This window comes from Kitasatospora herbaricolor, assembly GCF_030813695.1.
Taxonomy (GTDB): Bacteria; Actinomycetota; Actinomycetes; order Streptomycetales; family Streptomycetaceae; genus Kitasatospora; species Kitasatospora herbaricolor.
In genome coordinates this window covers 8,621,846-8,646,022 of the sequence record NZ_JAUSVA010000002.1, presented here as the reverse complement: position 1 = coordinate 8,646,022, position 24,177 = coordinate 8,621,846, and the positions used below count along the sequence as shown (strand labels likewise).

The following is a 24,177-nucleotide window of genomic DNA, read 5'->3' as shown; positions in this document are numbered from 1 at the left end:
TTCTGCCCGGCGGTCGCGGACGGTAGCCCGCGCCGGGGGCAGCGACCTCCCTGTATCGCGGGCATATCGAAAACCGCATACGCCGTCGCGACGGCCCGCCGTGTGGAATGGAGGCATGAACGACCACCCAGCCCTGTCGGCGCTGCCCGGCCCCGCGCGCCGCCCGCTCCGGATCGTGTCCCTCGGCCTGGCGGTCCTCGCCCTGGCGGGCGCCGCGTTCGTGCTGCGGCGGCCGCTCATGATGTCCGCCCCGACCTGCATGGCCGGGCGGTGGCACGGCTGCTACGACACCTTCAACGGTGTGGTGCTGATGACCCTGGTCGCGGTGCCGCCGGCCCTGCTGGTGGTGTGGGTGCTGGCACGCCTCCGGCGTTCGGCCGGCGTCGCGGCGCCGTGGCGGCTGTCGCTGGCCGAGGCGGGCATGGTCCACGGGACCGTGCCGTTCCTGTGGCTGACCATGATGCCGGGCGCCGGGGCCGGCGTCGTCCCCGGCCGGACGAGCCTGGTGCCGCTGCGGGACCTGGCCACCATGGGGGCGCTCGGCATCGCCGGCAACCTGCTGGTCTTCGCGGCGCTGGGATTCTTCGCCCCGATGCGGTTCGCGCCGCTGGCGTCCGTACCGCGCGTCCTGGCGCTCGGGGCGGGCTGCTCGGTCCTGGTCGAGACCGCTCAGTACGTCCTGCGGCTGGACCGGGTCTCCTCGGTGGACGACGTCCTGGTCAACGCGGCCGGCGCCGCGCTGGCCGCGCTGGCGTCGCGCCGCTGGTGGCGCGGCGCCGCGCCATCGCCCTCGGACCTGTCGCGCCCCGTCCCGGCACCGGCGGGCTGAGCCCGGTGCCCGCCGTGTCCGTCCGCCGTCGCATGCGTCGGCGACAGGTGCCGCTGCTTAGGCTTCGGGCATGCGTGTGCTGATCGTGGAGGACGAGCCCTTCCTGGCCGAAGCCGTGCGGGACGGCCTCCGGCTGGAGGCGATCGCCGCCGACATCGCCGGCGACGGGGACAGCGCCCTGGAGCTGCTCAGCGTCAACTCCTACGACCTCGCGGTCCTCGACCGCGACATCCCCGGCCCCTCCGGCGACGAGGTGGCCCGGCGGATCGTCGCCTCCGGCAGCGGCATCCCGATCCTCATGCTGACCGCTGCCGACCGGATCGACGACAAGGCCTCCGGGTTCCAGCTCGGCGCCGACGACTACCTCACCAAGCCGTTCGAACTGCGGGAGCTCGTCCTTCGGCTGCGGGCGCTGGACCGCCGGCGCGGATACGCCCGGCCACCGGTCCGGGAGCTCGCGGGCCTGCGGCTCGACCCCTTCCGCCGGGAGGTGTTCCGGGACGGCCGCTACGTGGCGCTCACCCGCAAGCAGTTCGCGGTGCTGGAGGTCCTCGTCGCTGCCGAGGGCGGTGTCGTCAGCGCCGAGGAGCTGCTGGAACGGGCCTGGGACGAGAACGCCGACCCGCTCACCAACGCCGTCCGCATCACCGTCTCGGCCCTGCGCAAGCGGCTCGGCGAACCCTGGGTCATCGCCACGCTGCCCGGCGTCGGCTACCGGATCGACGCGCGGCCGGCGGGAGAGGACCGTCGGACGGGCCCGGCGGGAGCCGACGCCGGGACCCGGCCGGCGGGAGACGACCGTGGATAGGGCGCCCGGGTTCAGCATCCGCCTCAAGCTCACCCTCAGCTACGCCGGATTCCTCATGCTGGCCGGGGTCCTGCTGCTCGCGGCGGTCTGGGTGTTCCTGCTGCGGTACGTCCCCGACCGGGCGCTCATCGTTCCCGGCTCCACGGGCACCCTCACCCCCGGGGTCTTCCCCATCCGGTCCAACCTGCTGCACGTCTTCGCCCCGAGGGCGGCCGGGGTGATGGCGTTCCTGCTGGTGCTCGGCCTGGTGGGAGGGTGGATCCTGGCCGGCCGGATGCTCGCGCCGCTGCGACAGATCACGGCGGCGGCCCGGACGGCAGGGACGGGGTCGCTCGGGCACCGGATCCGCATGAAGGGCCGCCGGGACGAGTTCCGCGAACTGTCCGACGCGTTCGACTCGATGCTCGGACAGCTCGAATCCCACGTCGCCGAGCAGCAGCGGTTCGCCGCGAACGCCTCCCACGAACTGCGCACCCCGTTGGCGATCTCGCGGGCGCTCCTGGAGGTCGCCCGCAAGGACCCCGGCCGGGACCGGGGCGAGCTCGTCGAACGCCTGCACGCCGTCAACACGCGGGCGATCGACCTCACCGAGGCCCTCCTGCTGCTCAGCCGCGGCGATCGCGGCGATTTCACCCGCGAGGGCGTCGACCTCTCGCTGCTCGCCGAAGAGGCCGCCGAGACGCTGCTCCCCCTGGCCGAGCAGCGCCGGATCACGCTCGACGTCACCGGCGGGGCGGCGCGGACGAGCGGCTCCGCGGAACTCCTGCTGCGGATGGTGACGAACCTCGTCCAGAACGCCGTCGTCCACAACCTCCCCGCCGGCGGCACGGTGACGGTCCGCACCGAGGCGGACGGCGACAGCAGCGTGCTGCGGGTCGAGAACACCGGCCGCCGGCTGCCGCCGGACCTGGTGCCGACCCTCACCGAGCCCTTCCGGCGCGGCACGGAGCGCGTCCGGACCGGCGAGCACGCCGGCGCGGGCCTCGGCCTGGCCATCGTGCACAGCATCGTCCGCGCCCATGACGGGACCCTCGACCTCCTCCCCCGCCCCGCCGGCGGTCTCCTCGTCACGGTCCGGCTTCCCGGCACGCCGTAGGCACCGACCCGGCCGGGCCACGAACCCGGACCGGACCGGGCCCAGGACGGGGCCCGCACCGGGTTCCGGCGGCCCGTCCGCACAGGTGGGGGCGGTCCGCGCAGGTCGGGGCCGGGTCGCTCCCGTCAGGGCCCGGGCAGCGCGAAGGCGGGCGCGAGCGTGGCTGGCCGCGCCCCCTTCACCGCACCGACCAGGCCTGCTGCTCGGTGGCCTCCGGTCAGATCGCCTCGAGTTTCCACTCCTGGCTGGTCCCGCTGCCGGCGGCCAGCTGCACGACCTGGGCGCCGTCGGCGACGGAGGCCCCGGCCACATCGAGGCAGAGGCCGCTGGAGACGTTGGCCAGCTTGTAGTAGCCGGCCGTCGCGCTGGGGACGAGCTTCCACCACTGGTTGGGGGCCTTGGTGTCGGTCCACTGGTCCAGGGCCTGGCCCGGGGTGGTGGACGCGCCCGGGTTGTCGAGGATCTTGCCGCTGTTCAGGTTGGACAGGCGGAAGGTGCCGTCGTAGCCGGGCACCAGCTGCCACTTCTGGTTGGCGCCGGCGGTCCAGTACCACTGGATGACGGGGGCGCCGTCGGACTGCGAGGTGCCCGAGACGTCCAGGACCTTGCCGCTGTTGCGGTTGATCAGGCGGTAGGTCCCGGCGAGCGTCTTCAGCGTGATCGTGGTGCGGGTGCCCGCGGTCAGGGCCACGTTCCTGGCGTGGGCGCCGAGCGGGGAGGGGGTGACGGTCGCCGCGGTGGCGACCGAGGTGATGCCGCGGCGGCAGACCAGTGAGACGTTCTGGGTGATGTCCGAGGTGAGGATGACGGTGGCGGTGCGGGCGGCGGTGTCCCAGGCGAGGCTCTCGATGCGGAGTCGGCCCCGTCCCTGCACGCCCTTGATGGTGCCCTTGGCGAGCTGGTCGGGCAGGGCGGGCAGGAGTTCCAGGACGCCCGGCCGGGTGTAGAGGAGGGCTTCGGCGAGCACGGCCGGCAGGGTGTTGGCGGCGTCGCAGTTGTAGATGTCCAGGCCGGGGTTGTGGGAGGTCATCAGCGAGCGCCAGACCATGTTGCTGCCGAGGATCTTCCGGATGTTGTCGTAGACGCCGGCGCCGTCCTTCAGCCGGGCCCTGGCCAGCGCCCGGTGCAGGCTGCCGTGCGCCGAGTAGTTCTCGTCGCCGCGCAGGTCCAGCGCCCGGCCGGCGGCGCGGACCAGGTCGGGCCGGTCCTCGGGGTTGATCTCGTGCAGGGGCCAGGCACCGTACATGTGGTGGGCGTGGCGGTGGTTGTAGCGGTCGGTGAGGCCGGGCCAGGACCACTCGGCGAGCGCGCCGTCGCCGTTGACGGTGTAGTCGGGCAGCTGGGCCAGCAACGCCGTCCAGCGTGCGACGCCCTGCCCGGCGCCCTGTTCGGTGCCGAGGGTGTTGGCGGCGTCGACGGCGGCCTGCAGGGCGTGCCGGCCGGCCATGATGTCGCCGGTGGCGTTGACCGAGAGCATCTGTCCGGTGCTGGAGGGGGAGTTCTCCATGGAGAAGGACGGGACGAAGGCCTTCTTCCCGTCGGCGCCGGTCCGGGAGAGGAAGTCCTCGTAGAAGAGGGCGAGCTCCATCAGGGCCGGGCCGAGCTTGTCCCGCAGGAAGGCGGCGTCGCCGGTGACCTGGTAGTACTCCAGCAGCGGGTGGAGGAGCCAGTCGGCGCCGCCGGTCCAGCACTGGCCCGGGAACGAGCCGTCGTTGAAGTGGAGCATGTGCCCGTGTTCGCCGTCGGTGCGGGTCGGGGCGAGGAAGCCGCGGGCACCGTAGATCTTGGTGGCGTTGTCGCGCCAGTCGGCGAGCTGGCCGAGGACCAGGTCGAAGTAGCCCTGCATGGCCGTACCGTGGCTGAGGATGTTGCCGCCGGCGACCTGGAAGTTCACGTTGGCGTCGGTGGTGAAGTCGTCGGCCCACGCCCCGCCCCAGCTGCCGGACCAGATGCCCGTCAGGCGAGGGGGCAGCACCCCGCTGGAGCTCACGAACAGGTACCGGCCGGAGTCGTACATCCGCTCCAGCAGCGCGAGGTCGACCACCGACCGGTTGCCGTTCTGGCGCGCCGTCAGCTCGGCGGTGGACAGCTTGCGGTCGGCGGCGGAGACGTTGAGGTCCAGGCTGGAGCCGTCGAACATCGCCTGGTGCAGCGGCTTGTGCCGGCCGAGCAGCGTGGTGTAGTCCGGGCCCAGGGCCGCCAGTGCGCTCTGCAACGGGTTGCCGCTCCAGCCGCCGGCGGTGTCGTAGCGGGCCAGCTTGGTCAGCAGCAGCACCTTGGCGGCCTTGGCGACGACCAGGGTGGAGCCGGCGACGGTGACGGTGGCCTTGGTGCCGGTGGCGACGAGCCGGGTGACGCCCTCGTAGCCGTAGGCGCCCTGGCCGGCGGGGTAGGTGCCGCGCAGGTTCAGGTAGCCTTCGCGGCCGCTCGCGGTGGCGGTGGTGGCGTAGGAGACGCTGCCCGGCACGCCGTCGAGGGCGGTGTTGACGCTGAGCGTGGTGTCGACGGTGCGGCCGGTGGCGGGGAGCAGCTCGTGGACGACGACCTGGTCGGCCCGGGAGGTGAAGACCCGCCGCTTCCAGGTCCCGGCGCTGTCGGTCCAGGTGTGGGTGACCTCCCCGGTGCGGAAGTCGGTGATCCGGGCGTAGTTGTCGGCGGTGGTGGCACCCGGGGTGCTGAGCTGCAGTTCGTAGCCGGGGTGGAAGGTCTGGGTCCACTGGAGCTCCCACCCGGCGGCGAAGGTGGCCGCCGCACCGCCGTAGTCGCCGGCGAGGGCCATGCTCTGCGCCTGGGACAGCTGGGTGGAGATCCTGGGGGGATCCATGTCGCGGGTGCCGTTGGGCATCACGAAGCGGTGGTGGTTGACGATCACCTTCTCCAGCGTCGGCGACCCGTGGTAGACGGCGCCGTACTCGCCGTTGCCGGTGAGGAAGCCGTCGGTCCACGCCGGCGCGGGGGTGGTGTCGTAGATGCCGCGGGCGGGCAGCGTGACCTGCGGCGGTACGGCGGCCGCGGCCCGGGAGGGGACGAGGCAGCCGTTCAGCACGACGGCACCGGCGGTCAGAGCGGCCCCGCCGAGAAAGTGTCTGCGGCCCAGGGGCAGGTCGGGCATGGTCATGGCGTTGGCTCCGTTCGCCGGAAAAAGGTGGGGCAGCGGTCCCGGGTGCGAGGCGTTGATCGGGCGGTGGGCGTGGCCACGGCGTCCCGGCCGGACCGGCTCACCGCTGACGCGTCGTCACCCCAGGGACGGATGTTTGCGCTGCCATCGCCGCATAGTGCAGCATTCGGGCCAAGGAGTGTCAATATCTGTGGACAAAAGTGCGTATTTGTTTAGTGCGCCGCCGAATGGGACCGGGGGCCACCACGGACCCGGGGCGACGGCCGGCGCACGGAGAGGCGGACGGATCCACCCACCGGGGCTGACGGCTCATCGAATGGCGCACGATCACCGGGGACATGGCCGCCCACGCCGGGATGAGCGTGCGCACCTTCACCCGGCGCTTCCGGGAGGAGGTCGGCACCAGTCCCGGCCAGTGGCTCACCCGCCAACGCGTCGACCTGGCGCGCCACTTGCTGGAGAGCACCCCGTGGCCGGTGGACACCGTCGCCGACCGGGCCGGGTTCGGCACCGGCGTCTCCCTGCGCCGGCACCTCCATGCCGCGATCGGCGTCACCCCGCACTCCTACCGGCGCACGTTCCGCACGGCCGGCACACCCGGCTGACCACACCGGCTCCGGTGATCCGCCCCGCGGATCCCGGAGCCGGAGGGCCGGGCCCGCGGTGCGCGGGCCCGGCTGCGGACGGCGGAGGCGGTCAGTTCCCGCCGGCGCCCGGAGCGCCGATGTGGGTGATCTTGTGATTGCGGTCCAGGTCCACCACGAGCCTGGTGGTGGCCGCCTGACCCCAGGCGAGGGTGATGCCGACCTGGCCGGGGGCGCCGTTCTCCTTCACCGTCCACTTCAGCGGGACGTTCTGGGCACGCAGGATGCCGTCCGCCTGGTTGGCCTCCTCCCACTTCGCCACCTCGCCGAGGTAGTCCGCCCGGACGTAGAACTTCCGGAGCTCGGCGGCCAGGCCGCCGTCCTCCGCGTCGAGCCGGGCGTCGATGTAGGCGCCGTAGAAGTCGGCGACCCGGGTCAGGTCGTCCGAGGACTTGCCGCTGACCGTCCGGTGCGCGACGGCGCCGGCCGCGGCACCGCCCGTGGTCGCCCGCGCCGACGCCGTGAGCCCCGTCGGCAGGGCCACGGCGGCGACCAGGGTGGTGATCAGGACGGTGCGGCGGACGTGCGTGCGGGTGGTCGTGTTGCTGTTCATCAGTGTGCTTCCCCGATGTCGATGGGTTCGGACGTGCGTCGCCGCGTGCGGGCCGGCCCCTTCGACCCCGCTGGTGCGGGGGCGGTTCCGGCGACAACGAGAGCATCGGCGGCCCCGCGGGGCGGGCACAACGACCGGCACCCGATCCGCAACGGTGGAACCGTCCCAGGCCTTCCGACCTCTCCTTATGAGGAGTGCCCGGGATGCCGTCCCGGGACGCGAGACAAGGGGAACGTGTGTCGTCCCAGGACGAGGTGGAGGAGTTCGCGGCGCAGCTTCGGCACCTGAAGGCCCGTACCGGCCGCAGTTACGCGCAACTCGCGCGCCGCCTGGACATGAACGCCTCGACGCTGCACCGGTACTGCTCGGGGGAGGTCGTGCCGCTCGGCTTCGCGTCCGTGGAGCGGTTCGCCGCGGTCTGCGGGGCCGGTCCGGCCGAACGGATCGAGCTGCACCGGCGGTGGGTCCTGGCGGTGGCGGCACGTCAACGGGCCAGAACGGCAGCCGAGTCCGTACCGGAGGCCGCCGGATCCCGCCCGGCGGGCGGCAAGGAACATCGCCCGGCCGGCGGGACGGCCGAGCCGGTGTCCGCGGTGGCGGCCGAGCCGGATTCCGCGGTCGCCGGCGACCCCGTCCCCGCGGTGGCGGCCGGCCCGTCGCCGGACCTCGGGGGATCCCCCGCGGAAGGACGCCCCGGCCCGGCGCACGAGCGGGGCGCGGCCGGGCACCCCGCCACCGGCAGGCCCTGGTACCGGCGTCGCCCCGCGGCCACCGCATCCGTCGCGACGGTGCTGGTCGCCACGGCCCTGGGCGCCCTGTCCACCCTGCCGACCGGATCCTCCTCGGCCGACGTCGGCAGCCGGGCGTCCGGCTCGACGACCGAGCGGCCGGCGGGCGCACCGCCCGGCTCCCCGGCATCACCCAGCTCCCCCGCATCGTCCGCACCCGCCGGGACCGCCGCCGTCGCGCCCCTCACCTGGACTGTGAACTCCCGGCTCTGGGGCACCGGTTGCGGCTACGACTACGTGATCGACAAGGCACCCCGACAGGTCCCCCCGCCCCCGGCCCCGCAGGACGCCGCGCCCTGGGCGCGTGCCGAAGGCGCGGTGCACGGCGGCCGGACGCCGGTGGACATCACCGTGCAGGGACGGACGGAGGCGGCCGTCGTCCTGGAGGCGCTGCGGGTCCGCGTGGTGGGACGAGCCGCCCCGGCACGGGGCACCGTCTACTCCACCGGTCAGGGCTGCGGCGGCGACCTGGATCCCCGCTCCTTCGCCGTGGACCTGGACCTGGACCGACCGATCGCCCGCCCGGTCCAGGGTGCCGAGGCCGGAGCGAGCAGCCCGGCAAGGCAGCTGCCCTACCGGGTCTCCTCGACGGATCCCGAGGTCCTGATGGTCGACGCCCGGGCCGTCGGCTGCGACTGCCTCTGGTACCTGGAACTGGAGTGGTCCTCGCAGGGCCGAACCGGCACCGAGCGGATCGACGACCACGGCCTCCCGTTCCGCACCAGCGGCATCGACGGCCTGCCGCACTACTGGTACGCGGGCCAGGGCTGGGCTCCGCTCACCGGCTGAGCGGGGCCGACGACGACACGTCGGGCCGGCGGCGGCCGGGCTGCGGTTCGTCGTGACCCGTCCCCGACCGCGCCGTCCCCGACCTCGGCGCGATCCTGCCCACCCTGCACCGGCTCGCCGCGCAACTCCACGACGGCGCCCACGTGGTGACCCGCTGCCGGGCCGGCATCGGACGTTCCTCGCTCCTCGCGGCGGCACTCCTCGTCCTGGGCGGTGCCGACCCCGACACCGTCCTGGGCGGTGCCGACCCCGACACCGCCTGGCACCGGATCGAACGAGCCCGCGGGCTCGCCGTCCCGGACACCGCCGAGCAGCGGGAGCGGCCGACGGCACTGCTCGAACAGCGGCGGAAGGCGGGCGGGTTGCTCAGTCGACCGTGACGGTCATCTTTCCCAGGGCCGCACCCGCCTCCAGGACCCGGTGGGCCTCGACGATCTCACCGAAACGGAAGGTCCGCACCGGGCCTGCCGCCAGGGCGCCCGACTCGACCTGGGCGTAGATCGCGTCCAACGGAACGTCGGCGAGCGGAAACTCGGAGCTACCCAGGACGAAGGCACTGCCGAAGAAGCTGAGCTGCACGCCGGACGGAAGGTCGGTGATCGGGTCGAAATCGCGGACCGGCTCGAACCCGCCGAGAAAGCCGAGTTGGCAGACCCGGCCGCGGGGGCGGACGACGGCGAGGGAGTCACGCAGGGCGTTGTTGCCGACGAGATCGAAGACCGCGTCGACGACGAGCCCGCCCCTGCCGACCTGGGCGGCCAGGTACCCGTCGTCGATGAGGACCTCCTCGGCCCCGAGTCCCTTCAGGAGCGGTGCGTGCGCTGGGTTGCGGGTGGTGGCGAGGACGCTCGCGCCGTGGGCGACGGCGAGGTTGACGGCGGCCTGGCCCAGCGAGGACGTCGCCCCGCGCACCAGGACCCGCTCACCCGGGCGCATCCCGAGGTTGCCGAACAGCCCGTTCCACGCTGTCGCGTAGACCTCGGGCACGGCCGCCAGTTCGGCCCAGTCGAGTCGCGAGTCCACGGCGGCCACGTTGCCGGCCGGCACCGTGACCAGCTCGGCGTAGCTGCCGTTCCGGGTGCGGCCCATGCCGCCGAGGATCGCCACGACCCGGGTGCCGGGGGCGAGCCGGCCCGACGGGTCGGCCTCGACCAGCCCCGCGCACTCGATCCCCGGGACGGCCGCGACATCGCCCCAGGCACCCGCGCGCATGTAGGCCTCGGCGTGGTTGAGGCCGAATGCCTTGACCCGGATCAGCACCTCTCCCTGCGCGGGCACCGGGTCGGGCAGGTCGGTGACGCGCAGCATCTCGGGACCGCCGTAGGCGGATATGACGATGGCCTTCATCGAGAAGACTCCATTCCTGAGTGGTCGTTCTTGGACGGTCGTGTTCGGACGTCGTTCTTGGACGGTCGTTCTTGAGTGGTCATTCAAGTATTGGGCCCGAAAAAGAGCCACCGCAGGCGGTGACCCCTGGACGGACCCGTCAGAGGAGGACGGCGAAGGCGTTGTCGACGACCGCGCGCAGCACGGCTTCGTCGGGATTCGCCTTCCCCACGACCATCAGCCCCTGGCAGGTCGCGACCAGCAGCTTGGCACTGCCGCCCGGTTCGACCGAGGCGCGCACCTCGCCGGCGTCGCGAGCGTTGCGAAGCGCGGTGGCCATGCACTGCTCCAGGCGCGCCAGATGGCCACGCACGACGGCGGCGGCCTCGTCGTCCTCGGCCGCATTCTCGATCGCGGTGTTCACCAGCAGGCACCCCTGCCGGCCCTCCGGGCTGAGCAGATCGCTCACCAACCCGTCGAAGTAGCCGCGCAGCTCGGCCAGCGAAGCACCGGGCGCCGCCAGTTCGCCCAGCTTCTGCGGGACGACCAGCTTCGAGTACCGCTCCAGCGACCTCAGGAAGAGCGTGCGCTTGCCGCCGGGGAAGGCACTGTAGAGGCTGCCGGGCTTCACGCCGGTCGCCTTCACGAGATCCTCGATCGAGGTGGCCCGATAGCCCTGCCACCAGAATCGCAGCATGGCCTGGTGCAGCACGGCGTCGGGCTCGAACTCGCGGGGGCGGGGCATGACGCAAAAATACCTGAGCGACCATTCAAGAACAAGCCCGCACGGAGCGAGGGGCGAGAACCACCGCCGCTCCAGCGTCCGCGCGGGCCCGACGGGTGATGTTCGCGCGGGTCGCCGGCCGCCGCGCCGGTTCCCGCACGCCGCCGTCCGATACTGCGGCCATGAGACCCACGCGTCCGACGTCACTGCTCTGCCTCGCCGCGGTCACCGCGCTCGTCTCCCTCAGCACCCCGGTCACGACCGCCACCGGTGCGGCGGGCGAGGGCGGCGGTCACCGCCGGCCCTGCGTCAGTTCCCCGCTGCCGGAGGACGGCCCGGCCCGCGACATCCTGCGGATCGCCGAGCAGGCCAAGGCGGAGATGGGCCTCAAGTCCGTGATCCTGCGGGTCACCGTCGACGGTCGCGAGGTCGTCACGGCCGCGCTGGGCGAGTCGATGACAGGGGTCCCGGCCGACCCCGCCATGCACTTCCGGAACGGCAACATCGCGATCAGCTACCTGGGCACGGCACTGCTGCGGCTGGTCGACGAGGGGCGGGTCGGCCTCGACGACACGGTCGGACGCTGGCTGCCGGACCTCCCGGACCACCTGGGCGACCGGATCACCCTGCGGATGCTCGCCGACTCCACCTCCGGTCTCGTCGACTACGTCACCGCCCCCGGCTTCGGCGACACCGTCTACGCGAACCCGTTCCGCGCCTGGACGGCGGACGAGCTGGTGGCCGTCTCGACCGGCAGGCCGCTGTGGTACGACCCGGGAACCAACTGGAGCTACTCGCACGCCAACTTCGTCCTGCTCGGCGCCGCCCTGGAGAAGATCACCGGGACTCGGCTGGACGCGCTGCTCCAGCAGAAGATCATGGGCCCGCTCGGGCTGGACGAGACCCGCAACAGCTTCACGCCCGACATCCCGACGCCCGTCCTGCACGCCTTCACCTCCGACCGGGGGACGTACGAGGAGTCCACCTTCTGGAACCCCTCGTGGACCACCGCCCCCGGCGCCGTGCAGACCACCGACATCTGCGACCTGGCCCGCTCGGCCGTGGGCATCGGTTCGGGCGAACTGCTCTCGCCGTCCGCCCGCCAGGAGCTGCTGGACCCGGGGACGGTGGGCCTGGGCCGGCCGACCTCCGTCTGCCCGGAGACGGTGTGCCTGGCGCAAACCGAGGCCACCCACTACGGCATGGGTCTGCTGGTGCTGAACGACTGGGTGGTCCAGCACCCGCTGTTCTTCGGCTACTCCGCCTCCCAGGCCTACCTCCCGTGCGAGCACCTGGCCATCGCGGTCTCGACCACGACGGGCCCCGACGCCCCGGGCGGTCACAGCGCCCAGCTGGTCGGCCAGCGGATCGCCGCCGCCCTCGCCCCGGACCACCCGATCCCCGACTTCGGCTGAGCCGACCTGGACCGACCCGGCTCGCGGCCCGGCCGCGCGACGGTCGGACCGGGGGCCAGTCGGACCGGGGGACGGTCGGGCCGGGGACGGGTGATCGCCAGGTGATCGCCGGGGACATCGGGTGGTCACCGGGTGGTCACCGGGAGCGGGCGGGCGCCCGGAGCCGGCGCACCCGCCGGCTCCGGGCCGCCGCGCACCGGCCCTACCGGCCCGAGCCGTGCGGTGCCCCCGCTCCCCCGCCACCACGGCTCAGCAGGACCGCACCGCCTCGGGCTTGGCGGGCTCCGCCGACCCGCTCTCCAGGTGGTGGTTGGCCCGGCGGAAGTCCTCCGCCACCCGCCCGCAGCGCGGGCACTCCCCCAGGTGGCGGGCCAGCTCCCGGCCCCGCCGCCGGCCCGGGCGGCGGGCGGTACCGGTCAGCAGCGAGGTGAAGTATCGGCACTCCGGGGCGGTGTCCTCGTCCACGTGCGCCCGCAGGTACGCCTCGCGCAGCCCCGCGCGGGCGCGGGCGGCGAGGGAGCGTACACCGCTCGGGGTCATGCTCATCCGCTGGGCGACGGTGGCGGCCGACTCGCCCTCCACCACGAAGAACCAGAGCAGCACCTGCCAGCGCTCGGGCAGCGCGCGATAGGCCCTGGCCACCATGGCCGTCTCCTCGGCCGCGAGCAGCGCGCCGTCGGTCTCCGCCTCGTCCGCCAGTCGCTCGGCCCATTCGGTGAAGTCCTCGGGCAGCAGGACGCGGTCCCTGGTCTGCGCGCTCCACTCCATCGCGGTCCGGCGGACGACCGCCATCAGATAGGGGCGCCAGGCGTGCCGGGGGCCGCAGCCGCGGGCGACGGACGAGTAGGTGCTGGCGTAGGCCTCGGCGGCGAGGTCCTGGGCGGTCTGCGGGTCGCGGCAGTAGCCGCGGGCGTAGGCGAGCACGGCGCCGTGGTGGCGGGTGAACACCTCGGCCATCACCTCCCGGATGCGGGAGCCGCCGGTCGCGGTGGAGCCGGCGAGCGCCGCCGAGAGTTCGGCGTCGCTCAGCGCGCTCAAACCCGGTTCACGGGTGCTGGTACGAAGGGTCAACTTGTTCCTCCTCAGCTCTGGCCTTCTCACGGTGGGGAGTTCGCGGGCCTGACCGGCGTGACGGCCGCACGGGCCGGAAACGGGAACTGCCCGGATGAAGGGCATCGACGGCGGTCTGCTGCTGCCGTCGGGACGGTGTGGCAGGAAGGGCCACAGCACACCAGTCCCACGGGTTTCAGGGCAACAGTTCCGGGAACGGCCACCCGCCCGGTGATTCCGGATCCGAATGTGAGGAATCTGCGTGCAGGGCGGCTCGGCGCCGCGCCGCTCCCGCCGCAGGCCCACTGGTGGGACGCGGCCGCGCGCACCGACACCGTGGCGAAGCCCCGTCAAGTGCGGCAGCCGGTGAATAACAGAAAAGTGCATACGGCATTCGCATGGTTGGACACCCCTGCCGCCGGCGGTCCATGACGCCGCGACGGATCGGCGGGCGCTACTTCGACGCTCCGGCACCCCGACGCTCCGGCCCGCAGCGGGCCACAACAGGGCGAGGGCCCCCGCCGGCCCGTGCCGGGGGAGCCCTCGCCCTGTTGTCGTCGCCTGTCGGTTCTGTTGCCGGTTTTCGTGCCCGTTGTCGGTTCGTGCCCGTTGTCGGTTCGGGTCTGCTGTCGGTTCGGGTCTCCTGTCGGTTCGGGTCTGCTGTCGGTCGTGGTCCCTGAAATCGCCGGTCGGCTCCGTTGTCGCTGCTCACCCCCCGTCGGGCAGGTGCGTGCCGACGTGTCCGGCACCGCCGACCACGACCCCGCCGAGCAGCCCGTGCAGGACGTCCGCCGTGGTGTCGGACAGCACCACCACCCACCCGTCGCCCACCAGGTAGGACCCCCCGTAGGCCTGCGCCTCCGAGGTCCAGGCCTCCTGTGCGCGAGCGGTCGGGAAGCTGGCGATCCAGATCTCCTCCCCGGCCGAGGTGCACATGCCCTGCCGGAGGTCGGCCGCGTCGGTGGTGATCTCGGCCGTGCAGCCGATCCGGCGGGCCAGCTCCTCCACCGAGCTCGGTCCTGGGCGCTGCGCCGCCTGCGAGGCTCCGGCCAACCCGCCCGGGCCCCAGAGGAGTTCGACGACTCCGAGCAGGAAGAACAGGATCAGCGCGGCCCACCGGACGGCGGTGCGGTGGATCCGGGGCGGCGCGGGGCCGGTGCCCGGGGCCCTCACCTGCCGGCCGGCTTGCCCTGCGGGTTGATGGCCGACCACTGGTTGTCGATCCCGTTCCCGAGCGCGTCGCCGTAGCCCTGGTCGCCCGAGTAGTAGTACGCGGGCAGGCAGTTGATGCTCAGCTGCCAGGTGCCGTCCGGCCGCTGCAGCTTGCCGATCAGCTTCGGGTCGACGCCCTTGACCTTGTCGGCGTCCACCGGCGGGGCCGGCGGCCAGGTCTTGAGGCACTGCCCCTCGCAGTTGGAGCGCATCGGCCAGGCGGTGTCCTTGCCGAAGTGGTACAGGGTCCGGCCGTGGCCGTCCACCATGATCTGGCCGAGCTGGGGGTTGGTGACGACCGATATCTGGACCTTGACCTGGGGCTGCTGGGACGGCTGCGGCATCATGGTGGCCGTGGCCTGGGCCGTCGGCGCGGCGGACGCCGAGGCGTCGGCGCCGGCGGCCTTGGCCTTCGTCCCGTCGGGCGCCAGGGCGAACCAGGTGCCGCCCACGCCCTGGCCCTTGGTGTCACCGGGTGCGGCGTCCTGCGCGTAGCGGTAGGCCGGCCAACCGCCCACCGTCAGCTGCTGCGTGCCGTCGGCCCGGGCGACCTGACCGAGCTTGCCCTGGTCGATGCCGGTGCCCGGGGCGGTGGTGCTGTCGTTGACGACGGGCGGCCAGGTGCTGGCGCAGGCGCCGGAGCAGTTGGACGCCGGTGGCTTGCTGGTGTCCTTGTCGAAGCGGTACAGGGTGAAACCCTGACCGTCCGTCAGGACCGGGCCGAGCTGGTCGTCCACCCGGACGGCCAGCGCCCCGGCGGGCCGGCCGCCGGCGCCGCCCGCCGAAGGCGAGGCGGAGGCGTCGCCGTAGGAGCCGTACGCGCCGTACCCGCCGGCCGGGGAGGGCGTCGAACCGGCCAGCTGGGTGGAATCGGACGCCCCGGAGGACGGGCTGGCGCTGCTGCTGACGCTCCCGAGGGCCGCCATGAACACGAGGCCGGCCAGCAGGAGGCAGACCGCCACGAGTCCGTATCGTTTCGTTGTCAAGATCTTCCTTGCCTTTCCATCGGTGGAGCCTGGGCCTGCGAGGGATCGCGGGGCAGGGTCGGGTGATCGGCGGGACGGATCAGGGTCCGGCCGGAGCTTGTGGTGAAGGTGGCCGGCGCGCTCGCGGGGCGCCGGGCGGCACTCACCGGATGCGCAGCGCCAGTGCGGGGCAGCGGTCGACCGCCCGGGCCGCCTGCTGGAGCAGCCGCGGCGGAACGGGCATGACGCCGGCGGCCGGGAAGCCGTCCGCCCCCAGGCCGATGACCTCGGGCAGGACGCTGGTACAGAGCCCGTGGGCCTCGCAGAGCGTCCAGTCCACGACGATGCTGCCGGCGCTCTCCATGACCGGCATCGGCAGGACGCCCTCCACGGAGCGGCCGCAGCCGTACTGGTAGGAGTGCAGTTGCAGGTCTTCGTCGAAGACCTCCAGCGCCGAGGCCACGAACCGGGAGGCGGCGTCGGGATGGCTGCAGGCGCCGCGGCCGGTGACGGCCTTCATCCGGGTCTCGACCACGTCCAGGGCGGCCCGGCCGCCGCCCCGCACCACCTCCTCCAGCGCTTTGACCAGGGCGGGCAGTCCGAGGTAGCACGGGCCGCACTGGCCGGCCGTCTCGTCGGCCATCCAGCGGGCGACCCGGAGCGCTTCGCCGAGCGGGCAGGTGGTGTCCGGCAGCGGCAGGATCGCGCCGGCGCCGAGCGCCCCGCCGAGGCTCTGGAAGGACTCGCGGGACACCACCGCCATGGCGGCCGCCGCGGGCGTCAGCCACTTGCCGTGGTAGCCGCCGACCAGGACGCCCTGTCCGGCGTCCAGGCCGAACATCGCCAGCAGTTCGCCGAGCGGGACGCCGGTGGGCGTCTCCACCACCTGGGAGCCGGCCAGGGTGAGCAGGACCGTCCCCGGCTCGGACGGGAGACCGACCTCGCGGTAGGGCAGCGCCCCCAGCCGGGCGGCGACGGCGAGCTGCGCGTACGTCTCGGCGTTGGACAGCAGGGTCGGCATGCCCCCGACCCCGCTGTCGCTGGTCCGTACGCCGCCGCCGCGCGGGAGGGCGATCCCGCTGGTGATGCCGCGGGCCAGCGCGCTCCCCTCGCCGGAGACGAAGCGCTCGGGCAGCCGGGTGACGGTGACGGCCGGCCGGGTGGACCTGCGTTCGCTCAGGGCCCGGCGCAGGGACTGCTCGACGTCGGCCCGGGTGACCCCGAGCACCACCTGCTCCGCGTCGAGCGCGGCGGCCGCCAGCAGCGCACCGTCCAGCACCAGGTGCGGGGTGCGCAGCAGCAGCGCGGCGTCCTTCAGGCAACTGGGTTCTCCTTCCGTACCGTTGACCACCACGACCGGGCGGCCCTTGCGCCGGGCGGCCGCTTTGACGACGGCCCGGACCTTCCTGGCGAACGGGAAGCCGGCCCCGCCCCGGCCGCGCAGGTTGACGTTCTCGGCCAGGTCGGCCAGCTCGTCGGCCGGCATCGCCGTCGGCCGGTCGTGGACCAGCAGGTGCGAGCGGTAGTCCAGCCGCTCCTCGTGCTCCAGCCCGGCGAACAGGACCGGCCGGCCGAGCCAGGCGATGGGTGCGCCGGTCATCCGTCCAGCCACCGCCGAGCGGATCCGGCGCCGACCGGCGGCCGGCCGGCCGCCTCGGGCCGGAGGGGGACGGCGCTGCGGCGGGGCGAACCCCGGTCCTGGAAGGCCAGGCGCAGTCCGAGCGCGACGACCACACCGGCCACCGCGACCGTGTACAGGACGGACACCCAGGGGGCCGGCAGCCGGCCGGCGTTGAGCCCGTGCACCAGCGCGGCGCCCCAGGCGGGGTAGGCGCAGATGTGGACGATCCGCCACCGGCTCGCCTCGCCGGTCCTGGCCAGCACCCCGCGGGCCGCCCCGGCGAGGGCCACGGCCAGCAGCAGGTAGCCGGCCAGCACCCCGAGGCCGAGCACGACCGGCCGGTGCGGGTCGGCGAACGGCACGAAGGCCGGGAGCACGCCGATCCGGTCCTGGATCAGGTTCATCCAGACGTGCAGGACGAGGAAGACCACGCCCGCGACGCCCATCGTCCGGTGCACCGCCTGCGCGGCCAGCCGGTGCACCGGATGCAGCAGCAGCCGGTCGGTCGCCGCGAGGCCCCACAGCACCGCCGCGGAGAAGGACACCAGGGCGAGGACCCCGGCGGCCACTCCGAGGAAGGCCTGCAGCGCGCCGTTGACGACCACGGCCGTAAAGCCCAGTGCCACCGCCAGCAGCGGCAGGAGCGACCACGCCGTGGGTGCCGTCCGGCCGGCGGCCTCGGGCCGGTCTACGGTGGCGCGGTCCGCCGCCTGGTCACCGCGGCGGGCCCGCGACGGTGCCTCGGCCGAACGCCGGGAGCGGCGTCCTTGCCCTGTCGACATCCTTCTGTCCTCCTGTCTTGTCCGTACCGCGGTCCGGTGGGGAGCGCCGCCCGGGTCGGGCGGGGCGCCCGGGTGGGCCGCGCGGGGTTTCGCGGCCCGGGCCGCCGGGGTCCGTCCCGGTGGCGGCCCTCGGGGTCATCCGCAGCGGCGCCCCTCGTTGACGCAGCTCGCCATCTGGTCGAGCAGGTTCTGGTTCATCACGTTGACGAAGTCCCCGTGGTCGGTGATCGGGTTGTGGAGCTGCTCGGGGAAGCTGTCGACGGCGAACCGGACCCCGGACGGCACCTCGTAGGTGACCCGCTCCACCAGCTGGGCGATCGCCCGGAAGTTCTTCGGGCACCCGCCGCTCGCGTTCGAGAAGGCGGTGTGGGAGCGGTGGTTAGCACTGTCGATGTTCTTGCCGTCCCAGCAGTCCGGGAACTTGAGGGTCCGCACCACCCGGCTGCCGCCCGGGCAGATCGGGTACTTGTCGGCGAGCTGCCGGTCCTCGAACCCGGTGCAGCTCCAGGAGGCGTGCGCGTTGACCGGCCCGTTGGTGAGGGCCTTGGCGTCGCCGGTGATGATCCGCAGGAAGCGCTTCATCGGCTGGACCTTGCTCCCGGTGGGTGAGCTGTACGTGATCCCGGCCTCGGCGGGCTGCAGGATCCGGCCCACGTTGCGGTCCTTCCCGCCGCCGGGCGCCTTGAAGTCGCTCTCGTTGGCGCCGTCGAGGAGCCGCAGCACCGGCCAGTAGTAGGCCGACTGGTCCCCGTTCGAACAGGTGGTGCCGGCGGCGGCGAGCTTGCCGTTGGCGGAGAACGCGCTGGTGACGAGGTTCCCGACGTAGTCGTGCATGTGGTGGGCGCCGTTGCTCACGCCGGGGGCCACGATCACGTTGTCGGGGTTGAGGTGGCGGTTCTCGTTGCGCCCGCAGCGGGACGTGAAGGTGCCGGTGGCGGGACCGGTCCGGGAGGGCTTGACGACGTTCGGGGAGACGGACCTGATGTCGACGAAGCCGCGGCCCAGGGCGGACCTGCCGCCGCCCGCGCCCTTGCTCCGGTCGGCCGTTCCGCCCTGGTTCGGCGGGGCGTAGTCCCGGGCGGAGGCGTCGACCACCAGGTCGCGCCGGATCGAGCAGTTCGCCAGGCCGGAGAGGTCCTTGGGCAGCCCGGAGTCCGCTCCGGCGTTCGCGGCGAGCTTGCGCAGGGTGGTCGAGCGCTTCTCGGCGAGCGCGCCCATGACGTTCTGCTCACCGCCCCCGGAACCGGGCTCGGAGAGGGTCCGGTAGGCGTCCGCCACCTGGACGTCGAGGTCCGCGAGATCCTGGTCGACGTCCGCCTGGGCGGCCTCCGGCACCGAGGCCAGGCTCGCGCCGACGTCGCCGCAGGCGACCGTGCCGATCTGGGCGGCGGCCGGTTGCGAGCGCCAGGGCCGCTGGCCGGCGAACGCCGCGGCGGCGAGCACCGACGCGCCGCTGACGGCCAGTACCCCGGCCAGCACCAGGGCCAGCAGTCTCCGCCGTGACCTGCCACGTTTGTGAACCTTCATCATCGCACCCTCGAAACGGGATCGGGCCTGTCGGACAGGCCGTGGACAGCCTCTTCTGCTGCAGGTGTCTAACGCTGGGTTCCGCCGGGCGCCGGGACCGGGCCAGCCGTCGGCGAGGACGTGCCGGCGGGCGGACCGGAAAGCTCGCCGAATCTCACCAGCCTGGTGTCCTCCAGGACCGTCATGTGGTCCAGCACCGTGGAGTTGGCCATGGTCGCCAGGTCACGCACGGTGGAATTCTGGGTACTGGCCCGCACCTGGGCGACGACGGCGAAGACCTGGCCGTGGGCATTGCGCAGAATGTTCGCGAACAGCCGGTCGAATTCCGCGCCCTGGGCGTCGTCCAGCTGTTTCAGCCAGGCCTTCTGCTGGACGGAGGGCTCGCCCGGCACGTCCAGACCCAGTGTCTGGGCGGTGTCCAGGGTGGCCCGGTCGAGTTCCGTGTGCCCGTCCACCAGGTGCTGGCCGGCGGTCCTGACCTCGGTGCTGCCGCCCTTGGCGAGGGCCATCCGGCCGGCCGGGATCTCCCAGAGCCCGGCCAGTCTGACCCGTTTGACGAAGTCCCGGTCGAGTGGTGTCAGCGGCCCGGTCGGCGTCTGCACCGTCCCCGGCGCCTCGTCCGCCCGGGGACTGCGGTACGAGCCCGCCGAGCGCACGATGGGGACGACCAGGGCCCCCGCCGTGGAAATCATGGCCACGATCACGAGAAGAGTGGCGAACGATCGCGGAAGCCGGCTCACCTTGGGAATGCCAAAGGGGGCCTTTCCGGGTCCGCGCTTCTTCCTCGAAGATGACATCGGTTTCCTCATCATGCCGGAATGAGCGAGCGCGCCGGCCCGTCACCGGAATCGGTTGAGGACGGCCGGTGGCCGCGGTGAACACTCGACGAAACGCGGGCCCGCCGGTGGGAGAATTCATCGACGACGGAAGGACTTCCGCGCTCGCAGGTCCCGGTCGAACGTCACGGAATCTGGAAGGGTCGGGAGCGGGTCAGGAGGGGGTACGGCTCAGCGGCCGCCGGGCCGGGCGTCCTGCCCGGGCCGGGACGTACCGTGCGCGGGCAGTTCGTCGGCTCTGCGGCGCAGCCGGGCGCACTCGGCCGCCATGCCGTGGATCTTCAGCGCGAGCAGGATCTCGAACCGGGCCTGCGAGGTGCGCAGGCTGCTGCCGAAGAGCCGCTCCAGCATCCGGAGCCGGTACCGGACGGTCTGCGGGTGGATGCGCAGGAGCAGGGCCGCCCTGGCCGCGCCCCCGCCCTCCAGCCAGGCGAGCAGGGTCTGCTCGGTCCGCTCGCGCTGACGCGGCGTCATGTCCCGTAGCCTGCCGAGCCATTTGACCGACAGGTGGCCGGCCAGCAAGGGGTCCTGGAAGAGCATCACCTTGGCCAGGTGGTCCTCCACGAAGAGGATCTCCCCTGCGGTGCCCGGCCGGTGCGGTGACATCGCCAGCAGGGTGCGGGCCCAGCGGAGCGAGGCCCCGGCGTCGGCGCGCGCCACCACCGGGCCCACCGCCGCGGACCGGCCCTCCAGCCAGCCGACGAGCGTGCGGTGCATCCCCGGGGCCGGGTCGGGGATCAGCAGGTAGGGCTCGGGTCCGTGCAGGTAGGCGACCACCCGCACGGCGGACAGCCCCGGCGGGGGCGGTCCCGGTGCCGCGGCGAGCGCCACCGCCTGGACCGTGCCCGGGTCGTCCCGGACCCGGGCGTCATCGTCGGACTCGGGCGGCCGGCGTCGTACCGGTTCGCCGTGGTCGTCAGCGGGCAGGGCCGGCGCGTGCATGGCGGCTCCTTCCGTACTGTGCCGGGACGGCGCCGCCGGGGACGGGCGCCGGGCCGCGCGGCATCGGCGGCCGGGTGGGGCGGGTGTCCGCCGCGTGGGAGCGTCGGACGGAGGATGCGCTGCGGGTCGACCGCTGGGGCTCGGATGCACCGGATCTCCTCCCGGGAACTGCCGGCCACAGGCGGGCCGGTCATCAGGGAAAGAGGCCCGAATCGAGGTTTCGTCCCGTTGCTTTGCCTATTCTTTACTGACCGGTAGGTGTCGACCCCACACCGGCGGACGCCGGCCGGACCTTGCCCGAACGGACGTCGATGCAGTTCAGAGGTGTCAGGGCGGGCGCGCGCACACCCCCGGTCCGGCCCCGAAGAAGACGGCTCTCCGCTGTGGCACGGGCCCGGCGCACGGTACATTGCCCTACCGGCCAGGCCCGCGAGGCGCCGCGCCGCCCCTGTGTCCCTACCCCCCGGACGCGAGCGAGGCCACGATGCGACTGAACCTCAATCAACTGGCGATCTTCGTACAGGTCATCGAGTGCGAGGGGTTCTCGGCCGCGAGCCAGGTCCTTTTCCTGAGCCAGTCGTCCGTCTCGAAACAGGTGCAGAACCTGGAGATAGCCCTGCGGACCCAGCTGGTCGACCGCTCGGGCCCGAAGATCCGCCCCACCCTGGCGGGCAAGGTCCTGCTGGCGCAGACCAAGGAGGTGCTGGCACTGGCGGACCAGGCCGTCAAGGCCGTCCACGCGGCAGCGCTCCTCGGCGAGGAACCACTGACGATCGGCAGCACGAGCACCATCGGCGGGCACTTCCTGCCGTCGGTCCTGCTGGGACTGCGGCGCCGGGAGCCCGCCCTGCAGTTCAGCGTGGCGGTCAGCACCGCCGAGCAGCTCGCCGAGGCCCTGGAGGAGGGCCGGACCGGCATCGGGCTGACCGGCAGCCCCCTACCGCCCGGCCGGTACCGCTCGGAGCGGCTCCTCGGCGAGGAGATGCTGCTGATCTGCCCGGCCGACCACCCGCTGGCGGGACAGGACCTCACCCCCGCCGACCTGGCGGACGAGACCTTCCTGCTCCGGGAGTGCGGATCGCAGACGCGCCGCCAGCTCACCGACCTCCTGCAGAGCTGGGAGCTGTCCGGCGCCCCGACCCTCGACCTGTGGGGCACCGAGGGCGTCAAGGAGGGGGTGCGGATCGGCCTGGGGGTGGGGCTGGTGCCGCGCCGGTCGGTCCGGCTCGAACTCCGGCACGGAGTGCTGGCCGAACTGCCGGTCCGGCCGGCGCCCGAGAGCCGCGCGGTGACGGTCAGCCGGACCCTGGCCCGGCCCCTGACGGCGTACGAGCAGATGCTGCTGCCGCTCCTTCGGGAGGCCACCCGGGCGCCGGGCCAGGACATCCCGGCTCCGCGGCGGCCCCCGGCGTAGGGGCAGCCGCCGGCGTGGGGGCGGGGCGGGGACGGTGGTCGTGCCCCGCCCCGAGTGCCCTCTCCGCGCATCAAACCAGGCCCAAGGGAGCGTCAGGCGCCGACCCCTGCCGCAAAAGCGCAGGTCAGGACCATGCGAGGATTCTCGCCTGACATTGCCGTGACGACTTACCCTCCGTAGCGTTCAGGGCCACGGGACCGTTGGTCTTTCGGCAAGCTCATCCTCGTCGTCGACACCGCGCTCGTAGCGTCGGTTATCGTGGCGACGTCCGATTCCGGTACCGCACCGGCGGACGCCGCCGTCCTCGCCCGGACCTGGAACGACGACTTCACCGGCGCCGCCGGGACTGCCACCGATCCTGCCAGCCCCGCGCGGCTGCGGCCAGGCCCCCGGGCGGGCCTCCTGGACTCGGCCCGGGCGAGAGGAGAGCCATGGTGGACGAACAGTTCCGGGTGCGGGTGATCGGGCGGGTGGAGTCTCCCCTGCTGGAGCGGGCGGGGGCGCCCAAGCAGGGCGACGAGGGCGGCCCGGACGCCTGGCTGGTCTTCGACCCCTCGGTGGCCCGGGGTCTGCGGGACCTGACGGTCGGACAGGACGTCCTGTTGCTGACCTGGCTGCACCGCGCCGACCGGGAGGTGCTGGCCGTCCACCCCCGCGGGGACCTCTCCCGCCCGGAGACGGGCGTCTTCGCCACCAGGTCGCCGGACCGCCCCAACCCCATCGGCCTGCACCGGGTCACCGTCCTGGCCGTGGACGGCCTGCGGATCCGGGTCAGCGATCTCGAAGCCGTGGACGGAACCCCGGTCCTGGACGTCAAGCCGGTGCTGGCCCGGGGCGGCGAACGCTAGGAACTGATGCTTCGTCAAGACGGTTTTCGGCGTGGCAGAAGTACTTGCCAGATCGCCGCTCATCGCCAACGGTCTCGTGCTGTGACGAACACCCGAGAGACGCACGGATCCGACGGATCCCGACCCCTGGCCCTGGTGACCGGCGTCGGCCGCACCATCGGCATCGGCGCCGGCATCGCCTCCCAACTGGCGGCGTCGGGCTGGAACGTCGCCTTCACCTACTGGACTCCTTACGACCGGCGCATGGCCTGGGGCGTCGAACAGGGCGGGACCGAGGCGATCACCCGCGAGCTCACCGGGCGCGGCGCGGAGACCGCGGCCGTCGAGGCCGACCTCACCGACCCGCACGCCCCCGCCCGGATCTTCGACGAGGTCGAAGGCCGGCTCGGCGCAGTCACGGCCCTGGTGATGTGTCATTGCGAGTCCGTCGACTCCGGGCTGCTCGACACGACGGTCGAGAGCTTCGACCGCCACTTCGCCGTGAACACGCGCGCCACCTGGCTGCTGATCCGCGAGTACGGCCGAAGGTTCAGCGGCGTGCCGGGAACCGGACGCGTCATCAGCTTCACCAGCGACCACACCGTCGGCAACCTCCCCTACGGCGCGAGCAAGGGGGCCCTGGACCGGATCACCCTGGCCGCCGCCCGCGAACTCGCCCATCTCGGCGTCACCGCCAACGCCGTCAACCCGGGGCCGGTGGACACCGGCTGGATGTCCGACGAGGGGCGGGAGGAGCTCATCCGCCAGACACCCCTCAACCGCCTCGGCGTCCCGCAGGACACCGCGAACCTGGTGGACTTCCTCTGCTCACCCCGGGGCCAGTGGATCAACGGGCAGTTGTTGATGAGCAACGGCGGTCTCGCCCAGTACTCCCGCTGCAGATCTTGATC

20 protein-coding genes and 2 pseudogenes are annotated in these 24,177 nt (G+C 73.2%); 10 read left to right on the top strand and 12 right to left on the bottom strand.

Annotated features, from left to right (window positions below; all coding sequences use genetic code 11):
- Positions 1-115: 115 nt before the first annotated feature.
- The 3 genes from J2S46_RS37365 (at position 116) to J2S46_RS37355 (ending at position 2,733) form a co-directional block, all read left to right on the top strand.
- Positions 116-829: a VanZ family protein gene (locus J2S46_RS37365; RefSeq protein ID WP_191292925.1), complete on the top strand. Its 714-nt coding sequence runs from the start codon at positions 116-118 to the stop codon at positions 827-829.
- A gap of 70 nt (positions 830-899) precedes the next feature.
- The gene (locus J2S46_RS37360; protein WP_191292926.1) at positions 900-1,637 is read left to right on the top strand and encodes a response regulator transcription factor; all 738 of its coding nucleotides are present in this window, start codon (positions 900-902) and stop codon (positions 1,635-1,637) included.
- A complete protein-coding gene (locus J2S46_RS37355) occupies positions 1,630-2,733 on the top strand; it encodes a sensor histidine kinase (RefSeq protein WP_191292927.1) in 1,104 nt (367 codons plus the stop codon). Before J2S46_RS37360 ends, J2S46_RS37355 begins: the two co-directional genes overlap by 8 nt.
- Positions 2,734-2,950: 217 nt before the next feature.
- On the opposite strand, the gene J2S46_RS37350 is transcribed toward J2S46_RS37355, so the two are convergent.
- Positions 2,951-5,851: a glycosyl hydrolase family 95 catalytic domain-containing protein gene (locus J2S46_RS37350; RefSeq protein WP_191292928.1), complete on the bottom strand. Its 2,901-nt coding sequence runs from the start codon at positions 5,849-5,851 to the stop codon at positions 2,951-2,953.
- A gap of 335 nt (positions 5,852-6,186) precedes the next feature.
- Here J2S46_RS37350 and J2S46_RS37345 point away from each other — a divergent pair.
- A pseudogene (locus J2S46_RS37345) lies at positions 6,187-6,456 on the top strand (helix-turn-helix domain-containing protein); the annotation flags it as partial.
- 91 nt (positions 6,457-6,547) lie between these two features.
- Here J2S46_RS37345 and J2S46_RS37340 read toward each other — a convergent pair.
- Positions 6,548-7,048, bottom strand: coding sequence for a hypothetical protein (locus J2S46_RS37340; protein WP_191292929.1), 501 nt, complete (start codon positions 7,046-7,048; stop codon positions 6,548-6,550).
- 236 nt (positions 7,049-7,284) lie between these two features.
- On the opposite strand from J2S46_RS37340, the gene J2S46_RS37335 reads away from it, so the two are divergent.
- Both J2S46_RS37335 and J2S46_RS37330 read left to right on the top strand, forming a co-directional pair.
- Complete coding sequence (locus J2S46_RS37335) at positions 7,285-8,625, top strand: helix-turn-helix domain-containing protein (protein WP_229913176.1); 1,341 nt, start codon at positions 7,285-7,287, stop codon at positions 8,623-8,625.
- Positions 8,626-8,693: 68 nt separating this feature from the next.
- Positions 8,694-9,005 (top strand): annotated as a pseudogene (locus J2S46_RS37330) (hypothetical protein); the annotation flags it as partial.
- Here J2S46_RS37330 and J2S46_RS37325 read toward each other — a convergent pair.
- Positions 8,992-9,972, bottom strand: coding sequence for a zinc-binding dehydrogenase (locus J2S46_RS37325; protein WP_191292931.1), 981 nt, complete (start codon positions 9,970-9,972; stop codon positions 8,992-8,994). The pseudogene J2S46_RS37330 and the gene J2S46_RS37325 sit on opposite strands and share 14 nt — an antisense overlap.
- Positions 9,973-10,111: 139 nt before the next feature.
- The gene (locus J2S46_RS37320) at positions 10,112-10,696 is read right to left on the bottom strand and encodes a TetR/AcrR family transcriptional regulator (protein ID WP_191292932.1); all 585 of its coding nucleotides are present in this window, start codon (positions 10,694-10,696) and stop codon (positions 10,112-10,114) included.
- A 161-nt stretch (positions 10,697-10,857) separates the two neighbouring features.
- Here J2S46_RS37320 and J2S46_RS37315 point away from each other — a divergent pair, with 161 nt between their 5' ends.
- On the top strand, positions 10,858-12,090 hold the full coding sequence (locus J2S46_RS37315; RefSeq protein ID WP_191292933.1) for a serine hydrolase domain-containing protein: 1,233 nt from the start codon (positions 10,858-10,860) through the stop codon (positions 12,088-12,090).
- A 249-nt stretch (positions 12,091-12,339) separates the two neighbouring features.
- Here the strand turns inward: J2S46_RS37315 and J2S46_RS37310 are convergent, their stop codons facing one another.
- The 8 genes from J2S46_RS37310 to J2S46_RS37275 all read right to left on the bottom strand — a co-directional run bounded on the left by J2S46_RS37310 (position 12,340) and on the right by J2S46_RS37275 (position 21,025).
- The gene (locus J2S46_RS37310; RefSeq protein ID WP_191292934.1) at positions 12,340-13,161 is read right to left on the bottom strand and encodes an RNA polymerase sigma factor; all 822 of its coding nucleotides are present in this window, start codon (positions 13,159-13,161) and stop codon (positions 12,340-12,342) included.
- A gap of 687 nt (positions 13,162-13,848) precedes the next feature.
- A complete protein-coding gene (locus J2S46_RS37305; protein ID WP_191292935.1) occupies positions 13,849-14,313 on the bottom strand; it encodes a hypothetical protein in 465 nt (154 codons plus the stop codon).
- Complete coding sequence (locus J2S46_RS37300; RefSeq protein WP_229913178.1) at positions 14,310-15,338, bottom strand: SCO0930 family lipoprotein; 1,029 nt, start codon at positions 15,336-15,338, stop codon at positions 14,310-14,312. The genes J2S46_RS37305 and J2S46_RS37300 overlap by 4 nt, the downstream gene beginning before the upstream one ends.
- A 142-nt stretch (positions 15,339-15,480) precedes the next feature.
- The gene (locus J2S46_RS37295; protein ID WP_191292936.1) at positions 15,481-16,917 is read right to left on the bottom strand and encodes an NADH-quinone oxidoreductase subunit NuoF family protein; all 1,437 of its coding nucleotides are present in this window, start codon (positions 16,915-16,917) and stop codon (positions 15,481-15,483) included.
- On the bottom strand, positions 16,914-17,720 hold the full coding sequence (locus J2S46_RS37290; protein WP_191292937.1) for a hypothetical protein: 807 nt from the start codon (positions 17,718-17,720) through the stop codon (positions 16,914-16,916). The genes J2S46_RS37295 and J2S46_RS37290 overlap by 4 nt, the downstream gene beginning before the upstream one ends.
- Before the next feature lie 135 nt (positions 17,721-17,855).
- Positions 17,856-19,247, bottom strand: coding sequence for a DUF1996 domain-containing protein (locus J2S46_RS37285; protein WP_191292938.1), 1,392 nt, complete (start codon positions 19,245-19,247; stop codon positions 17,856-17,858).
- Positions 19,248-19,315: 68 nt separating this feature from the next.
- A complete protein-coding gene (locus tag J2S46_RS37280) occupies positions 19,316-19,939 on the bottom strand; it encodes a DUF4142 domain-containing protein (RefSeq protein ID WP_229913189.1) in 624 nt (207 codons plus the stop codon).
- Between the two features lie 315 nt (positions 19,940-20,254).
- A complete protein-coding gene (locus J2S46_RS37275) occupies positions 20,255-21,025 on the bottom strand; it encodes a helix-turn-helix domain-containing protein (protein WP_191292940.1) in 771 nt (256 codons plus the stop codon).
- Positions 21,026-21,509: 484 nt separating this feature from the next.
- On the opposite strand from J2S46_RS37275, the gene J2S46_RS37270 reads away from it, so the two are divergent.
- The 3 genes from J2S46_RS37270 (at position 21,510) to J2S46_RS37260 (ending at position 24,175) form a co-directional block, all read left to right on the top strand.
- Positions 21,510-22,439 (top strand): LysR family transcriptional regulator, encoded by a 930-nt coding sequence (locus tag J2S46_RS37270; protein ID WP_191292941.1) that lies wholly within the window; start codon positions 21,510-21,512, stop codon positions 22,437-22,439.
- 431 nt (positions 22,440-22,870) lie between these two features.
- Positions 22,871-23,287, top strand: coding sequence for a tRNA (N6-threonylcarbamoyladenosine(37)-N6)-methyltransferase TrmO (tsaA, locus tag J2S46_RS37265; protein ID WP_191292942.1), 417 nt, complete (start codon positions 22,871-22,873; stop codon positions 23,285-23,287).
- Positions 23,288-23,368: 81 nt separating this feature from the next.
- The gene (locus J2S46_RS37260; protein ID WP_229913179.1) at positions 23,369-24,175 is read left to right on the top strand and encodes an SDR family oxidoreductase; all 807 of its coding nucleotides are present in this window, start codon (positions 23,369-23,371) and stop codon (positions 24,173-24,175) included.
- Positions 24,176-24,177: the final 2 nt, after the last annotated feature.

What these genes read in the sequence shown, in the direction of transcription:
- J2S46_RS37365 (WP_191292925.1), top strand. Translation starts at nt 116, where the DNA reads ATGAACGACCACCCAGCCCTGTCGGCGCTGCCCGGCCCCGCGCGCCGC.
- J2S46_RS37360 (WP_191292926.1), top strand. Translation starts at nt 900, where the DNA reads ATGCGTGTGCTGATCGTGGAGGACGAGCCCTTCCTGGCCGAAGCCGTG.
- J2S46_RS37350 (WP_191292928.1), bottom strand. Translation starts at nt 5,851, where the DNA reads ATGACCATGCCCGACCTGCCCCTGGGCCGCAGACACTTTCTCGGCGGG.
- J2S46_RS37340 (WP_191292929.1), bottom strand. Translation starts at nt 7,048, where the DNA reads ATGAACAGCAACACGACCACCCGCACGCACGTCCGCCGCACCGTCCTG.
- J2S46_RS37325 (WP_191292931.1), bottom strand. Translation starts at nt 9,972, where the DNA reads ATGAAGGCCATCGTCATATCCGCCTACGGCGGTCCCGAGATGCTGCGC.
- J2S46_RS37320 (WP_191292932.1), bottom strand. Translation starts at nt 10,696, where the DNA reads ATGCCCCGCCCCCGCGAGTTCGAGCCCGACGCCGTGCTGCACCAGGCC.
- J2S46_RS37315 (WP_191292933.1), top strand. Translation starts at nt 10,858, where the DNA reads ATGAGACCCACGCGTCCGACGTCACTGCTCTGCCTCGCCGCGGTCACC.
- J2S46_RS37295 (WP_191292936.1), bottom strand. Translation starts at nt 16,917, where the DNA reads ATGACCGGCGCACCCATCGCCTGGCTCGGCCGGCCGGTCCTGTTCGCC.
- J2S46_RS37290 (WP_191292937.1), bottom strand. Translation starts at nt 17,720, where the DNA reads ATGTCGACAGGGCAAGGACGCCGCTCCCGGCGTTCGGCCGAGGCACCG.
- J2S46_RS37285 (WP_191292938.1), bottom strand. Translation starts at nt 19,247, where the DNA reads ATGAAGGTTCACAAACGTGGCAGGTCACGGCGGAGACTGCTGGCCCTG.
- J2S46_RS37280 (WP_229913189.1), bottom strand. Translation starts at nt 19,939, where the DNA reads ATGATTTCCACGGCGGGGGCCCTGGTCGTCCCCATCGTGCGCTCGGCG.
- J2S46_RS37275 (WP_191292940.1), bottom strand. Translation starts at nt 21,025, where the DNA reads ATGCACGCGCCGGCCCTGCCCGCTGACGACCACGGCGAACCGGTACGA.
- J2S46_RS37270 (WP_191292941.1), top strand. Translation starts at nt 21,510, where the DNA reads ATGCGACTGAACCTCAATCAACTGGCGATCTTCGTACAGGTCATCGAG.
- tsaA (WP_191292942.1), top strand. Translation starts at nt 22,871, where the DNA reads ATGGTGGACGAACAGTTCCGGGTGCGGGTGATCGGGCGGGTGGAGTCT.